General features: G+C 51.8%; 16 protein-coding genes. 9 read left to right on the top strand and 7 right to left on the bottom strand.

What is annotated here, in order from left to right; translation table 11 throughout:
• The first annotated feature begins 19 nt into the window (after positions 1-19).
• Together E3U44_RS11325 and E3U44_RS11320 are read left to right on the top strand one after the other, a co-directional pair.
• Positions 20-505 (top strand): DnaJ family domain-containing protein, encoded by a 486-nt coding sequence (locus E3U44_RS11325; protein WP_240761394.1) that lies wholly within the window; start codon positions 20-22, stop codon positions 503-505.
• The gene (locus E3U44_RS11320; RefSeq protein WP_240761393.1) at positions 498-773 is read left to right on the top strand and encodes a cupin domain-containing protein; all 276 of its coding nucleotides are present in this window, start codon (positions 498-500) and stop codon (positions 771-773) included. Before E3U44_RS11325 ends, E3U44_RS11320 begins: the two co-directional genes overlap by 8 nt.
• A 3-nt stretch (positions 774-776) precedes the next feature.
• On the opposite strand, the gene E3U44_RS11315 is transcribed toward E3U44_RS11320, so the two are convergent.
• Complete coding sequence (locus tag E3U44_RS11315) at positions 777-1,115, bottom strand: DUF1820 family protein (RefSeq protein WP_134358307.1); 339 nt, start codon at positions 1,113-1,115, stop codon at positions 777-779.
• Positions 1,116-1,393: 278 nt separating this feature from the next.
• Here E3U44_RS11315 and E3U44_RS11310 point away from each other — a divergent pair, with 278 nt between their 5' ends.
• On the top strand, positions 1,394-2,350 hold the full coding sequence (locus E3U44_RS11310) for a 2-hydroxyacid dehydrogenase (protein WP_134358306.1): 957 nt from the start codon (positions 1,394-1,396) through the stop codon (positions 2,348-2,350).
• A 504-nt stretch (positions 2,351-2,854) separates the two neighbouring features.
• On the opposite strand, the gene ribF is transcribed toward E3U44_RS11310, so the two are convergent.
• Positions 2,855-3,787 carry a bifunctional riboflavin kinase/FAD synthetase gene (ribF, locus tag E3U44_RS11305; protein ID WP_134358305.1) on the bottom strand — a complete coding sequence of 311 codons (933 nt, stop codon included), beginning with the start codon at positions 3,785-3,787 and terminating at the stop codon, positions 2,855-2,857.
• 147 nt (positions 3,788-3,934) lie between these two features.
• On the opposite strand from ribF, the gene E3U44_RS11300 reads away from it, so the two are divergent.
• From E3U44_RS11300 to folE2, 4 genes are read left to right on the top strand one after another with little or no spacing between them, the layout of a single operon-like run.
• A complete protein-coding gene (locus E3U44_RS11300; RefSeq protein WP_013033722.1) occupies positions 3,935-4,168 on the top strand; it encodes an exodeoxyribonuclease VII small subunit in 234 nt (77 codons plus the stop codon).
• 1 nt (position 4,169) lies between these two features.
• Positions 4,170-5,060 (top strand): (2E,6E)-farnesyl diphosphate synthase, encoded by an 891-nt coding sequence (gene ispA, locus E3U44_RS11295; RefSeq protein WP_134358304.1) that lies wholly within the window; start codon positions 4,170-4,172, stop codon positions 5,058-5,060.
• Between the two features lie 54 nt (positions 5,061-5,114).
• A complete protein-coding gene (queD, locus tag E3U44_RS11290) occupies positions 5,115-5,504 on the top strand; it encodes a 6-carboxytetrahydropterin synthase QueD (RefSeq protein WP_134358303.1) in 390 nt (129 codons plus the stop codon).
• Positions 5,501-6,316: a GTP cyclohydrolase FolE2 gene (folE2, locus tag E3U44_RS11285; protein WP_134358302.1), complete on the top strand. Its 816-nt coding sequence runs from the start codon at positions 5,501-5,503 to the stop codon at positions 6,314-6,316. The genes queD and folE2 overlap by 4 nt, the downstream gene beginning before the upstream one ends.
• 29 nt (positions 6,317-6,345) lie before the next feature.
• On the opposite strand, the gene E3U44_RS19330 is transcribed toward folE2, so the two are convergent.
• Complete coding sequence (locus E3U44_RS19330) at positions 6,346-6,507, bottom strand: hypothetical protein (RefSeq protein WP_166805063.1); 162 nt, start codon at positions 6,505-6,507, stop codon at positions 6,346-6,348.
• 522 nt (positions 6,508-7,029) lie between these two features.
• Between E3U44_RS19330 and mnmA the strand changes: the two genes are divergently transcribed.
• Complete coding sequence (gene mnmA / locus E3U44_RS11280) at positions 7,030-8,133, top strand: tRNA 2-thiouridine(34) synthase MnmA (protein WP_134358301.1); 1,104 nt, start codon at positions 7,030-7,032, stop codon at positions 8,131-8,133.
• Positions 8,130-8,771, top strand: coding sequence for a high frequency lysogenization protein HflD (gene hflD, locus E3U44_RS11275; protein ID WP_134358300.1), 642 nt, complete (start codon positions 8,130-8,132; stop codon positions 8,769-8,771). The genes mnmA and hflD overlap by 4 nt, the downstream gene beginning before the upstream one ends.
• Positions 8,772-8,897: 126 nt before the next feature.
• Here the strand turns inward: hflD and E3U44_RS11270 are convergent, their stop codons facing one another.
• The 4 genes from E3U44_RS11270 to acnB all read right to left on the bottom strand — a co-directional run bounded on the left by E3U44_RS11270 (position 8,898) and on the right by acnB (position 13,832).
• Positions 8,898-9,761, bottom strand: coding sequence for an OmpA family protein (locus E3U44_RS11270; protein WP_134358299.1), 864 nt, complete (start codon positions 9,759-9,761; stop codon positions 8,898-8,900).
• Positions 9,762-9,779: 18 nt separating this feature from the next.
• Positions 9,780-10,163, bottom strand: a complete 384-nt coding sequence (locus E3U44_RS11265; RefSeq protein ID WP_134358298.1) for a DUF4398 domain-containing protein — start codon at positions 10,161-10,163, stop codon at positions 9,780-9,782.
• A 213-nt stretch (positions 10,164-10,376) separates the two neighbouring features.
• A complete protein-coding gene (locus tag E3U44_RS11260) occupies positions 10,377-11,051 on the bottom strand; it encodes a type 1 glutamine amidotransferase domain-containing protein (RefSeq protein WP_134358297.1) in 675 nt (224 codons plus the stop codon).
• A gap of 228 nt (positions 11,052-11,279) precedes the next feature.
• On the bottom strand, positions 11,280-13,832 hold the full coding sequence (acnB, locus tag E3U44_RS11255; RefSeq protein ID WP_134358296.1) for a bifunctional aconitate hydratase 2/2-methylisocitrate dehydratase: 2,553 nt from the start codon (positions 13,830-13,832) through the stop codon (positions 11,280-11,282).
• Positions 13,833-13,887: the final 55 nt, after the last annotated feature.

Genomic DNA, 13,887 nt, shown 5'->3' with positions numbered 1-13,887 from the left:
CTCTCCCAGGCCATTCGAATTGACTACGAATAGGAGTGTAATCCATGGCGCCCTAGGCCGCAAAAATTGCTTTGCTTTACCCATTGGCAAGCAGGTGGCGAATAGCGCTAAAATGATTGCCATGCTACTTCTGGAGAAAATTGCCGAGGCCCGCATTACAGAGGCCCTAGAACGGGGAGAATTGGATAATCTCCCCGGCCAAGGGCAGCCATTGTGCCTTGATGATGACCGGCTGGTGCCCGAATCCCTACGCGCCGCCTACCGGATATTAAAAAATGCGGGCTACCTCCCCCCCGAGCTAGAGCCCCGCCGAGAGATCCGAACCATTGAGCAGTTATTAGCCACCACCGAAGATAAAATTGAGCGCCGAGAGGCCCGGAAGAAACTCAACTATTTACTGGGAAAAATAGCGACCCTTCGAGGAGGCTCCAGTCACCTCCAAACAGAGCAATACTATTACGAAAAGCTTATGCAGCGTCTGCAGGAGGAAAAAAAAGGTGAGTGAGAACAAAAATATTGAATTAGAACGCCACCCATCCCTAGAACAGCTGGGAGTATCCTCATGGCCTACCTGGGAATGTGGGATTTCCACTTTTCCCTGGCACTATGACAGCACCGAAGTCGGTTATTTCCTGGAAGGCACGGTGACCGTCACTCCGGAAGATGGCGAGCCTCTCCAGGTAGGCAAGGGAGATTTAGTCACTTTTCCCGCTGGGATGTCCTGCACCTGGGAAGTCCATCACCCCGTCAAAAAACATTATACCTTCAAATAATTGTTATTTTGTATCTTTTCCGGGGGGATAAAGAGGTGAGGGAAAGAAAGTCACATTGCTATCGGCATTGCTGGCTTCGGTGATTTTATTGACTCCCTCCTTATCCACTTCATCAATACGCAAGATCGTATGGAGGGGAATATAGGTTCGCTTTACCCCGGCAAACTCCGTCTTCAGATGTTCCTCAGAGGGGTCGACCACCACTGCCGATTTTTCTCCAAAGATGATTTCGCCAAGCTCGACAAACCCATACATAGCGCTTTGCCCCACCTCGCGGGCGAACAGCTCGTAGATCTTGCCTTGACTAATAAATTTGATTTTATAAACTCGTTTTTTAGCCACTGACCGCAACATCCCCACTTAACAAAATTTGACTCCATTGCCCACTCTGCTGTGGGCGCCCCTTCGCCGATAACATGACCTCAAATGCAAACCAATATCTAACGACTGCTAGCCAGTTTACCAACGAGCGCCCTTCCCCTCAATCAATTGAGGAATTTCCGCACCACTACCAGCAGAGTAGGGTATCGTACCGAAAGCGACGACATTCTTCAGTATTTGGCTGAGGGAGTCGATATAGCGACAATATTCCATCACGAAATGAGGCGCACAAAAGGCATATGCAAGGCGTATTCCTTGATCGAGACACTGTCCATCCCGCCGATATTGATTTCTCTCCTCTGGAAAGGGTCATCCCCCAGTGGAGGTATTACGGGACCAGTTCCACTACTAGCGAGATTATCGACCGCATCCGGCAAGCCACGGTGGTGGTGACCAACAAAGTCATTCTGACAGACGCCATTCTCAAACAGGCGCCCCATTTACAATTGGTCTGCATCGCCGCCACGGGAACCAACAATGTGGACCTGAAAGCCGCCCGCCGTCTTGGGATTGCCGTTTGCAATATCCGAGGCTATTGCACCGCCTCCGTGGCCGAGCATGTCTTTGCGCTGGTTCTGGCGCTCACCCGCCGCCTTGCGGCGACTACCCGCGCGGCAACCAGCGGCGCTTGGCAACACAGTCCCCACTTTACAGTCCCGGACTTTCCCTGCCGAGAGCTTTCAGGAAAAACCTTTGGGATTATCGGTTACGGTGAACTAGGCCGGGCGGTGGCCCGGATCGCCACTGCTTTTGGGATGACCGTGCTAGTGGCGCAACGACCGAATACGCCTAATGGACCCGGCCGCATTCCTCTCAAAGATCTACTCCCTCTAGTGGATATCCTCAGCCTCCATTGTCCGCTGACCTCAGAAACTACCGGATTAATCGACCGGGAAGAATTGGCTTTAATGCGTTCTGATGCGCTTCTCATTAATACCGCCCGGGGCGGGATCGTAAACGAACAAGCCCTTGCTGATGCTCTGCGCGAAGGACGATTGGGAGGGGCCGGGGTAGATGTTTTAAGCCAAGAACCCCCGCCACAGGACAACCCTTTACTAGCGCCGGATATTCCCAATCTGCTGCTGACTCCTCATGTGGCTTGGAGCAGTCGCGAGGCACGCCAGCACCTTCTCCAGCAGGTGACTAAAAATATCCGGAGTTTTCTCGACGGCGAACCCTGTAATCTCGTGAGCTGATATTAAATCCAGGAGCCTCACATGGATGTTAGGCGCCCCCCTAGCAAGGTTGCGAAGTGAAAGCGCAAGGAGCGATAAAGACCCCGAGACCAAGGTCACCCCTTCGTCAAGGACCGCGAGGAACCGCGAATTCTCCAGATTGATGAAGTTTTGTAGGAACACAATTGAAATCAGTCATGGCGAAACTCCAAAATCGACCCTTAAAGGGCGCTGAGTTGGCCGTGAATGCACGCGAATAAACGCTCATAAAAAGAAAGTATTGAGTAGGTTATAGCATTGAATCTGTGGTACAAGCCCTGTTTCTAGACCATAGAAATATTTGCGTGCATTCGCGGCTAAAAGCCAAACTCCCCTAGCCTGGATTTTTTACCACCAAGACACATGATTTCTTTGTGCTCTTTGTGCCTTTGTGGTGATCTCATGAATTATCCAAGCTAGCTTCCCCCTTCACGGTAATTCAGCAAGAAATCCCGCAGGAATTGCAATAACTCAGAGGCTCAACGGCTAGCGTGCAGCAAAAAACTCCCGCGCCGCCACACAATCCTTCTCGATTTGCTGGCGCAAGGCAGAAAGGGATTCAAAGCGCTGTTCGGGTCGCAATTGGCGCAGAAAAGTCACCTGAACGTAACGACCATAAATATCCCCCTCAAAATCCAGCAGATGGACTTCTAAGAGGGCACGGCGGCCACCGATGGTAGGCCGCACTCCCACATTGGCGACCCCCAGCAATGGCGCTGCTGCCAGCCCCTGGATTGCTACTGCGAAGACTCCCGTGAAGGGCGTCCGGCGCCGATGCAAGGCAATATTAGCAGTCGGAAACCCCAATGTTCGGCCCCGTTTATCGCCCTCAATAATGCGTCCACTCATATGGTAAGGGCGTCCCAGGAATTTTTCTGCTTGGGCTAAATTGCCACGGGCCAAAGCTTCACGGATGCGGGTGCTGCTAATCCGTTCCCCCTCCAGGCAAAGGGTAGGCATGGTGGCAACTTCAAAACCATAATGCTCCCCCGCCCTTTGCAGCAGGCTCAAATCACCGCGGCGGCCATGCCCAAAACGAAAGTCCTCGCCGACAATCAAATAGCGGAGTCCCAGCTTTTCCACCAGCACAATTCGAATAAATTCACCGGCCTCCATGCGGGCTAGGGCATGGTTAAAGCGAAGACACAGCACCCAGTCCAGCGGCTGACAATGAAGGGCTTGGATTTTTTCCCGAAAGCGGGTCAGCCTTGCTGGCGCGCGCGCTGGTGTAAAGAATTCATCAGGAGACGGCTCGAAAGTAATGAGCAGTGATGGTCGCTGAAGCTCTGCCGCTTTGGCGGCCAATTGTCCAAGTACGGCCTGATGACCCAAGTGAATCCCATCAAAATTACCGATGGTGGCCACCCCTCCTCGATGAGAGGGCTGCAGGTTGTATAAGCCCCTGATGAGCTTGCTCATAGGACGGTCTCAATCACCAAAATGCATATAGCGTAGCCTTTGCCCGTAATCAGGTCTAGCAGGATAAAATAAAGCTGACCACTTGGTTGACCCCTAACCTAGTCTACGTTAAATTGGAAAGTTTGCCTCATAAATACTTTCTAAGTCATGACAAAGCGTAATAAACTTGACTTTGAAGCCGCCCTTGCCGAGCTAGAAGCACTGGTCTCACGCATGGAACAAGGCGATGTCAACCTGGAAGAGTCCCTGCGACTGTATGAACGGGGAGTCAAGCTCTCTCATCATTGCCAAGAAGCGCTGCGTAATGCTGAACAGAAGATCCAGATATTGCAGCAAAAACAGGGAAAAGAACAAATAAGCGACTTCCCCAGCGAGGAATAGCATGTCATCCACCGATGATTGGATCGGCGCTTTGCAGGCGCGTACTGAACAGGCTCTAGAACGGGTCCTCCCGCCAGCGGATAAACCACCGAAACGGCTGCATGAAGCGATGCGTTATGCAGTCTTGGGGGGAGGCAAACGGCTTCGACCGTTGCTGGTCTACAGTACGGGCATGGCCCTTGGGGCCCCTGAAGCGGTTCTCGATGCTCCAGCAAGCGCGGTAGAACTCATCCACGCTTATTCCCTGGTCCACGACGACCTGCCCAGCATGGATAATGACGACTTGCGGCGGGGGCATCCCACCTGCCATAAGGCCTTTGACGAAGCTACCGCCTTGTTAGTAGGAGATGCGCTTCAGTCTCTGGCTTTTCGCATACTGGCAACTCCCACGTCTGCGCTTCCAGCCAAAAATCAAATTAAAATGCTGGTGCTATTGGCGGAGGCAGCGGGTTCCCGTGGAATGGCGGGAGGTCAGGCCATTGACTTGGAAGCGGTAGGTCAACATTTAACGCTTTCTGAATTGGAAACCATGCATCGGCTCAAAACTGGGGCGCTGATTCGCGCCAGTGTCCTGCTTGGCGCCTGGTGCCATCCCACTATCAATCCCCATACATTGGAGAATCTTGACCGTTTTGCCCAATGTATTGGATTGGCTTTCCAGATCCAGGATGATGTCCTTGACGTGGAAAGTGATACCGTCACCCTAGGCAAACCCCAGGGTTCAGATAGGGCCCGGGATAAACCGACTTATCCTTCCTTGCTTGGCTTAACCCAGGCCAAAGCCAAAGCCCAAAGTCTGCTGGAAGAGGCCCACCAAGCCTTGCGGGTGGTGGACGCACCGACGGAACATTTAGAATGGCTAGCGGATTTCGTGGTCCAACGTCGCCACTAACCACTTCTATTTTGTCAGGATACCAATATCCTAGTACAATGGTCAGGATTAGCGATGGCAGCAATTTATACTCTTAAAATCCTTACCGATTTTGCCTCGGCCCACACCTTGCGTGACTATCCGGGGGAATGTCGCCGTATGCATGGACACAACTGGAAACTAGAAGTAGAGGTCACGGCCCATGTCTTGGATCAACAGGGCATGGCCATGGACTTTAAAGCGATCAAAGAAAATGCCCGAAACTTATGTGCTCAACTCGACCATCGTTATCTAAATGATATTCCCCCCTTTGACCAAATCAATCCTACCGCTGAGAATTTGGCGGCTTTCTTTTACCGTGGCCTAAGCGAAAAGCTTAATAATGAGCGGGCACGAGTGAGCGCCATTACTCTATGGGAGACTGAGCGCGCCTGCGTGCGTTATACAGAGGACCAACAACAATGAACCCAATCGTCCCGGCAGTAGAGTGTTCCATCGAAGACGTACAAGCAAAGGCTGACAAGCGGAAAATTGCGATTAATAAGGTGGGAATTAAAGATATTCGCCACCCCGTACGGGTTAGGGACCGCAGCGGGGGGGAACAGCATACCGTGGCAAATTTCAACATGTATGTGGACTTACCCCACCATTTTAAGGGAACGCACATGTCTCGCTTCGTGGAAATTCTAAACCAGCATGAGCATGAGATCACCGTGCAGTCCTTTAAGGAAATGTTGCAGGAAATGACCCACCGTCTCCAAGCCGAGTCTGGGCATATCGAGATGAACTTTCCTTATTTTGTAACCAAGGAAGCCCCCATCTCAAAGGTGCAGAGTTTGATGGATTATCAGGTCACCTTTATCGGCGAGATTAAGGGAAATAAACCTCAAATGACCGTCAAAGTCGTGGTCCCCGTCACCAGCCTCTGTCCTTGCTCCAAACAAATTTCAGATTATGGAGCCCATAATCAGCGCTCCCATGTGACCATCACCGTGCAGGTAGAACGCTTCGTCTGGATTGAAGATATCATTGATTGGGTAGAGGAAGAAGCGTCTTGTGAGATCTATGGCCTGCTCAAGCGGCCAGATGAAAAATATGTCACCGAGCGCGCCTACGATAACCCCAAATTTGTGGAAGACATGGTGCGTGATATCGCCGCGCGCCTTAACCAAGATGATCGAATTTCTGCCTACATGGTAGAGTCTGAGAATTTTGAATCCATCCATAACCACTCCGCCTATGCGATGATCGAGCGGGATAAGCAACTTAATCCCTAGGGAAGAATAAAGGGCGGAGGCTTCTGAAACTAGACGTTGGCGGCAAAAACGTCGACGTTACGGTCACCCCTGCCCCAGCTCAAGGAGGTTTTCTCTAAATGGAAACCGCTATACCCTTCTACCCTACTTGGATTAACCTCAACCACTTTCTCCCCCTCCACAAATGGGTCCAGCAAAATTGGAGGCTGCATTACCATCTACCTCCTGACTCTCCATGGAGAATCAATTCTCCATATCCATTTAACCTCACGAAGCAGAGGGTAAAGAAGGATTCTTCTTCGAAGAAGAATTTAATATAATGCGCCAGGCAATGGCTATATATAGGAGATAACTGAAACGACGCCATCTGGTAGTCTTCCCTCGCGGTCACCCATTGGCTGCATTTGATGGAAGGCATTTTTTTATTTACATTCTCAAGTCAACCCCCCTGACTGAAGTCAGAGGGTTGGGAAACCCGCAAGCCAAGCGGGCGGCCAATCGAGACTAAACGGTTGACTAGACAGAAAGCTGAACGGGCTGCTCGTGGCAAGGCAAGCGATATCGGGAATGCCTCCCTAGTTTCCGGTCCCTCGGTTCGTCAGCGTCGAAGAGAAGTAGATACTCGAAAGAGGTTTAACGCATGTTTATCCCCGTAAAGGAAGGCTTTACTGTGAAGTCCGAGGCGCAGCAGCCCGCTAAAGGAGGTATTCGAAAACCCTATGGCGGTACCCTCTATGAGTAGGCCCAAGGTTGTGGTTGGTTTATCTGGAGGTGTGGATTCCTCTGTGGCTGCCCTGCAACTCCAGCAGCAAGGCTATTCCCTAAGCGGTCTTTTCATGAAAAATTGGGTGGATTTCGCCGACGAATCCGAATGCACCATTATCCAAGATAGGGAAGACGCCCGTGCTGTTACCTCCTTACTCGGCATATCCCTCCATGAGGCCAACTTTGCAATGGAATATTGGGATCAGGTATTTCGATATTTTCTCGATGAATACCGCCTAGGACGTACCCCCAACCCGGATATCCTCTGTAATCGAGAAATAAAGTTCAAGACCTTCCTTAACTATGCCTTGGAACTGGGTAACACCCTGATTGCCACGGGCCATTACGCCCGCATTAAGCAACAGGAAGGGTGTTACCATCTTCTTAAAGGACGGGATAAGAATAAGGATCAAAGCTATTTTCTGTATACTTTGGGACAAAAACAACTCTCCCACACCTTGTTTCCGCTAGGGGAGTTGGAAAAGCCCCAAGTCCGCCAGATTGCTGCTCAGGCGCGGCTTCCTAATCATAATAAAAAAGATAGCACCGGGATCTGCTTTATTGGTGAGCACCGCTTTAAGGAGTTTCTCAGCCGTTACCTCCCCGCCCAACCCGGTGAGATGCGCACCCCCGAAGGGGAATTTATCGGGGAACATGACGGGCTTATGTACTACACCTTAGGACAACGACGCGGGCTAGGCATTGGCGGCCGTAAAAATAGCAACGGCGCTCCTTGGTTTGTCGTGGGTAAAGATTTGCCACGGAATACCCTCTATGTGGCCCAAGGTAGGGAGCATCCCTGGCTGAAAAGTCAAACCCTTGAGGCCAATCAGTTACATTGGGTAGCCGGCCAGTCTCCTCCTCTGCCCTATCCCTGTGCTGCCAAAACTCGCTACCGCCAAGCCGATCAGCCCTGCACCCTCACAGAAATAATCAATGACCGTATCAAAATTGTCTTTGATTCACCACAATACGCCGTCACTCCAGGACAAGCCGTCGTTTTTTATCAGCGCAACGAATGTCTTGGTGGAGGCACAATTACTACCACGGACGCACCGGGGATACAATTATGAGCAACGTTTGGCATAATCGAACACTGGCTTTGGCTGGCATACTCCAAGCTCTGCACTCAGTCCAACAAATTGCACGTCATGGCAATGCCCCCACTGATGCGATTGCCACCAGCTTGGCCAGCGTTTTTAAGATGAATCCGAAAACTGCGGAAGATGTCTATGGCAACATCGAAGGACTCTCTATGGGGTTGCGGCTCTTAGGCCAACAGCTTGATAGAAAGCGCTACCGTACTGACCCTGAATTGCTACGTTACCTTATCAACATCATGTATTTGGAGCAACGCCTAAGAAAACGCCCTAAGATACTAGCGCAGATTGCGGAGCAGATTAAACACATTGAGCAGCAAATGGAGGATTTTTCCCCAACTCATCCCGACGTTATTGCACGCCTCGCTGACACCTACGTCAACACTATCAGCACCCTGACTCCGAGAATCCAAATTCGGGGTGAAGAGACCCACCTCAAACAGCCGGAGAATATTGAACGGGTACGCGCACTGCTGCTAGCAGGAATTCGATCAGCTGTCCTCTGGCGGCAGATGGGGGGTAATCGCCTCCACTTGCTGTTCCATAGCCGTCAGTTGTTATACGAAACCCACATGCTCCTCAAGCGCCTACCCGAAGCAGGCGCAGCCTAGACAAAAAGCTTTGCTTTAAAATGGCTTCGCCGGACGTCTATACGGCTTCCCTGATCAGCCCCTGGAAGGCAGCGCTTTGAAGCCGCCTTCCATTCTGCGGGCCATGCTGATAGTAGAGGCGTTGATTTAGCCAGGGCGGCGGTACTCGTCGGCCTGCTCTCCAGCACGGAGAATCACAATTTCCACACGACGGTTTTGCTGGCGACCTGCGGTCGTATCATTAGGCGCCACAGGATAATCCTCACCATAACCGCGGGCCACAATACGCTCTGGCGCAATCCCATTATTTATAAGAAAATTACGTACTGCATTAGCACGCTGTTGTGAGAGTTCCTGATTATAAACCCCCGAACCGGTGCTATCCGTATGACCCTCGACAACTATCTCCCGGTCGGGGAACTCTTTGAGAAATGTGACTAGCCGAAACAGGTTTTGCATTCCGCCCGGGGTCAGCTCGGCACGGCCTACCTCAAATAAAATATCCCCCACGGTCACCACATAACCACGCTTGGTCTCTTTAGCCTTGAGTTCCTCAAGTCTTTGCTTAAGCTCACGCACCTCACCTTCCGCCATTTCGGCTTGCTCTCTAGCCTGCTTTGCCTCAAGCTCGCGGACTTCCACCAGCATCTGCTGGCGCCCCTGGGCGAGATCTTTGATCTCAGCCTGTGCTGCTTTTTCTGCCGCCGCCGTTTCAGCAATGGCGGCGCGCTGCTGCGCCAAATAGGCAAGATGATCGACTTCCTCTACGCTCTTATCTTTCTCCCAGGCTACCCGTGCCCGTTGTAAAGCTTCCTCTGCTTCATCTAGCTTTACCGGAGCATACTGGGTAATACTGGGGTCGGTTTGTACCTGCTCAACAGCAACTTCGGCACGTTTCAGATCGGCTGGCTTTGTAGGAGGGGTACATGCTACGACTAAAAACCCTAAGCAGATACCCAGAATGAATATACCGGCCCTGCTCGAGCCACCTATGGAAAAAGGGATTATCATGCTCTCACCTCCTGCCCATCATCTCCGTTCAATTAATTCACGGCGCAGCATTTCAATGCTTTTGCGTAGCTCTTCCACCTGTTGGCGCTGAATCTCTGCCTGAGATTTAGCCTCTGCAAGCTGGGCATCGACGAGGGCTTGCTCGGCAAGGCGGCGTGCTTTCTTATAATCCTCCTCCGCCATCGCACTTTCAGCCGCACTCAGCTTGTTGCGCGCAGTGCGCAGCTCTACGGGGGCATACTGGGGAGCTTCCGTCTCTTGGGCTTCGCTCACAATAAGCGTTGCCTCTGCCATTTCCTTACGGGGTGGTGGTACACTTGCACAGCCACTTAATCCCCATAAGCCTGCTGCAATCACCAAAATAACCAATAAATTTTTTAAACTTATTTGTGGTAGGGACATAGCTTGTCCTCCTCAGCAATTTCCCCTCTGGAAGGTGCTGTCAGCGTAAACCGTCACCCCCCACCGCCAAAGTGAAACGACATGGTATAAACCACTTACAGCTAAATAAAGAATAGCTTAAATAAAGAATAATTTAAGCTGAATTTCGCTCTACCGAGATAAATGCTGGAATAAAAGGTATTGAATGAGATTGAGTATGGAAAGGTGGTGGCTTTATGCCGAAAGTAGCCAAATCACCGCTCGCGCTGCACTGGCGCTGGACTGGGGGTTTTGGCCTGTAATCAGGTTGCCGTCCACCACCACGTTATCCTGCCAGTTCGCTGCAGGCACAAACTCCGCCCCCAGCTCACGCAGCCGACTTTCAAGTAGGAACGGCATGTGTCGGTCGAGCGCCACAGCCCGCTCTTCTTGGTCGGTAAAGGACGTTACCCTACGTCCCTTTACCACTGGTGTGCCGTCCCTCAGCGATGCACCCACCAAGCAAGCTGGACCGTGGCAGACCGACGCCAGGACCTTATCGGCCCGCACAAACTCTGCCACCCACCGCTGCACATCAGCGTTATCCGGCAGGTCAAACATGGTCCCGTGACCACCGCAAAAGAAGAGGGCGTCGAAATCAGCGGTCTGCAGGCTTGAGTCTAACCTGCGGGTCCCTTTAAGCGCCGTACGGGCCGCCTCATTAGCCACAGTGGCTTCGTATTCTTCCAAGCTGCGCGGATCGATAGGGGCATCTCCTCCCTTGGGACTGGCAACCGTGATGGCATAACCCTGGTTGCGAAATAGGGTATAGGGCACTGAGAACTCCTCAAACCATAAACCCGTGGGATGTTTTCTATCGATAGCATCGTGGCTAGTGACGACCATGAGAATGGATTTGCGTTGCGACATATTGTCCCCCTGTGACTGTCGGCCTCACAGAAGTTTACAAGAAAGAAATAACCCATGCTTCAGCGGGTCCAAGAGCCAGCTGAACATTTGTTGGGCTGTTTATTGACTATAGAGAACAGCCCACAAGTTAGCGAATAATTTTTGGGTCACGGCAGGGAGTGATGCTCACTATTTATCTTGCAAAAGAGGTGGGTTTAATTCCCACCAGTCAAGGTCATAAAAACGCCTTTAATCTACTGAAACGGTTTGCTCGGTTGCCTGCTGATATTCCTCCATCTCGTTAAAATTGAGATAGCGGTAAATATTAGCCGCCACAGGCTTGAGACTTTTCACCTGGGCCAGATATTCTTCCACTGTGGGCAAGCGCCCTAAAATGGAAGTTACTGCTGCCACCTCCGCCGAGGCCAAATACACATTGGCATCTCGACCCATCCGGTTGGGGAAATTACGAGTCGAGGTGGACACCACAGTGGCACCATCCATCACGCGGGCCTGGTTGCCCATGCACAAGGAGCAGCCGGGCATTTCGGTACGGGCGCCGGCCTTGCCGAAGATACTGTAGTAGCCCTCTTCCATTAATTGATGGGCATCCATTTTGGTGGGGGGAGCGATCCAAAGACGGGAAGGAATTCGGCCCGAATCCTCTAAGATCTTGCCTGCTGCCCGGTAATGACCAATATTGGTCATACAGGAACCAATGAACACCTCATCCACTTCATTGCCTGCCACTGCCGACAGGGGCCGGACATCATCCGGATCGTTGGGGCAGGCCAGCAGTGGTTCGGTAATTTCATTCATGTCAATCTCGATAACTTCCGCATACTCGGCATCCGCGTCCGCCTCCAATAGGGTTGGATTCTTAAGCCAATCTTCCATGGCAGCGATACGTCTGGCCAGGGTACGCTGATCTTCATAGACCTGGGCAATCATCCAATTTAGCAGAGTGATATTGGACTTCAGAAACTCGATAATAGGTTCTTTGTCCAGCTTCACGGTGCAACCATTAGCGGAACGCTCCGCTGAAGCATCGGCAAACTCAAAAGCTTGCTCTACTTTAAGTTTCGGCAACCCCTCGATTTCTAAGACTCGGCCACTAAAAACATTTTTTTTGCCCTCTTTGGCCACCGTCAACAGGCCTCGCTGGATGGCTACATAGGGGATGGCATGGACCAAATCCCGCAAGGTAATCCCCGGCTGAATTTCCCCTTTGAAACGGACTAAAACCGACTCCGGCATATCCAGGGGCATCACCCCCAGGGCAGCAGCAAAGGCCACTAAGCCAGAGCCGGCGGGAAAACTAATGCCAATGGGAAAACGGGTATGGGAATCCCCGCCAGTACCCACCGTATCCGGAAGAATCATCCGATTAAGCCAGGAATGAATGATGCCGTCACCAGGACGCAGCGTGACCCCCCCGCGGGTGGCCATAAAGTCCGGCAATTCGTGTTGCAGGGTGACATCCACCGGTTTGGGATAGGCGGCCGTGTGACAGAAACTTTGCATCACCAAATCGGCGGAAAACCCTAGGCACGCCAACTCTTTGAGTTCATCCCGGGTCATAGCGCCGGTGGTGTCTTGGGAACCCACGGTGGTCATTTTGGGCTCGCAATAGGTACCCGGACGCACCCCCTCAACGCCACAGGCCCGACCCACCATTTTCTGGGCCAGGGTGTATCCCTTCTGACTATCGGCAGGCGCCACTGGTCTTATAAACAAAGGAGAAGGATCCAGTCCCAGCGCTTCTCGGCTTTTATCGGTTAAGCCGCGCCCAATGATCAGGGGAATCCGGCCACCGGCACGGACTTCATCGGGCAAGGTACTGGGACGAAGTTTAAAGCGGGAAAGTTCTTCGCCCGCTTCGCTGAGAATAACCCCCTCCAAGGGGCGAATTCGAATCATATCACCGGTATTGAGGCGACTTACGTCACACTCAATGGGTAGAGCGCCGGAGTCTTCAGCGGTGTTAAAAAAGATCGGGGCGATCTTGCCCCCCAAGATCACACTGCCTTGGCGTTTATTGGGCACGAAGGGAATCTCGTGGCCCATGTGCCAGAGGATAGAATTGATGGCGGACTTACGGGAGGAGCCAGTTCCCACCACGTCACCGACAAAGGCTAGGGGGAGCCCCTGATCTTTCAAATCGGCTATGGCTGATAATGCCTCAGGCATCTTGTTGACCAACATTGCCTTGGCATGGAGGGGAATATCCGGGCGGCTCCAAGCTTCCTGGGCAGGTGAAAGGTCATCGGTATTAGTCTCACCAGGGACCTTAAAAACGACTACTTTGATCTCCTCTGACAGTTCAGGGCGGCGCGTAAACCATTCGGCCTCAGCCCAGGAGTCGACAACCTGCTTGGCGTATTCATTGCTCTTTGCTTTTTCCAATACGTCATGGTAGTGGTCATAGACCAAAAGCGTATTCGCCAACGCCCTGGCAGCCACCGCCGCTGTAACTTCATCCTCCAAAAGGTCAATCAGCGGCTCAATATTGTAGCCTCCCAACATGGTGCCGAGCAGCTCCGTAGCCTGAACCCGGTCGATAAGAGGGCAGGCAGTTTCACCTTTGGCAACAGCTGCTAAGAATCCGGCCTTGACGTAAGCGGCCTGATCTACTCCTGGTGGCACCCGTTGCACCAAAAGTTCCTTCAGAAAGGTCTCCTCGCCTTGGGGTGGGTTTTTCAAAAGTTCTACCAACTCTGCAACTTGGGTAGCATTTAATGGCAGCGGCGGTAACCCTTCTGATTCCCGTTCGGCGACATGTTTACGATAAGCTGTAAGCACTTTTCTCACCTTTTCCTGTTGAATATCTTATTGGTAATTTTACCTTATTTATTAT

It is taken from the genome of Nitrosococcus wardiae (assembly GCF_004421105.1).
GTDB lineage: Bacteria > Pseudomonadota > Gammaproteobacteria > Nitrosococcales > Nitrosococcaceae > Nitrosococcus > Nitrosococcus wardiae.
Note: the sequence above shows the minus strand (reverse complement) of the source record. Positions and strands in the feature narration are given on the sequence as shown.

What these genes read in the sequence shown, in the direction of transcription:
- E3U44_RS11310 (WP_134358306.1), top strand. Translation starts at nt 1,394, where the DNA reads ATGCAAGGCGTATTCCTTGATCGAGACACTGTCCATCCCGCCGATATT.
- queD (WP_134358303.1), top strand. Translation starts at nt 5,115, where the DNA reads ATGGCAGCAATTTATACTCTTAAAATCCTTACCGATTTTGCCTCGGCC.
- folE2 (WP_134358302.1), top strand. Translation starts at nt 5,501, where the DNA reads ATGAACCCAATCGTCCCGGCAGTAGAGTGTTCCATCGAAGACGTACAA.
- ribF (WP_134358305.1), bottom strand. Translation starts at nt 3,787, where the DNA reads ATGAGCAAGCTCATCAGGGGCTTATACAACCTGCAGCCCTCTCATCGA.
- E3U44_RS11270 (WP_134358299.1), bottom strand. Translation starts at nt 9,761, where the DNA reads ATGATAATCCCTTTTTCCATAGGTGGCTCGAGCAGGGCCGGTATATTC.
- hflD (WP_134358300.1), top strand. Translation starts at nt 8,130, where the DNA reads ATGAGCAACGTTTGGCATAATCGAACACTGGCTTTGGCTGGCATACTC.
- E3U44_RS11260 (WP_134358297.1), bottom strand. Translation starts at nt 11,051, where the DNA reads ATGTCGCAACGCAAATCCATTCTCATGGTCGTCACTAGCCACGATGCT.
- E3U44_RS11265 (WP_134358298.1), bottom strand. Translation starts at nt 10,163, where the DNA reads ATGTCCCTACCACAAATAAGTTTAAAAAATTTATTGGTTATTTTGGTG.
- E3U44_RS11300 (WP_013033722.1), top strand. Translation starts at nt 3,935, where the DNA reads ATGACAAAGCGTAATAAACTTGACTTTGAAGCCGCCCTTGCCGAGCTA.
- mnmA (WP_134358301.1), top strand. Translation starts at nt 7,030, where the DNA reads ATGAGTAGGCCCAAGGTTGTGGTTGGTTTATCTGGAGGTGTGGATTCC.
- E3U44_RS19330 (WP_166805063.1), bottom strand. Translation starts at nt 6,507, where the DNA reads ATGCAGCCTCCAATTTTGCTGGACCCATTTGTGGAGGGGGAGAAAGTG.
- ispA (WP_134358304.1), top strand. Translation starts at nt 4,170, where the DNA reads ATGTCATCCACCGATGATTGGATCGGCGCTTTGCAGGCGCGTACTGAA.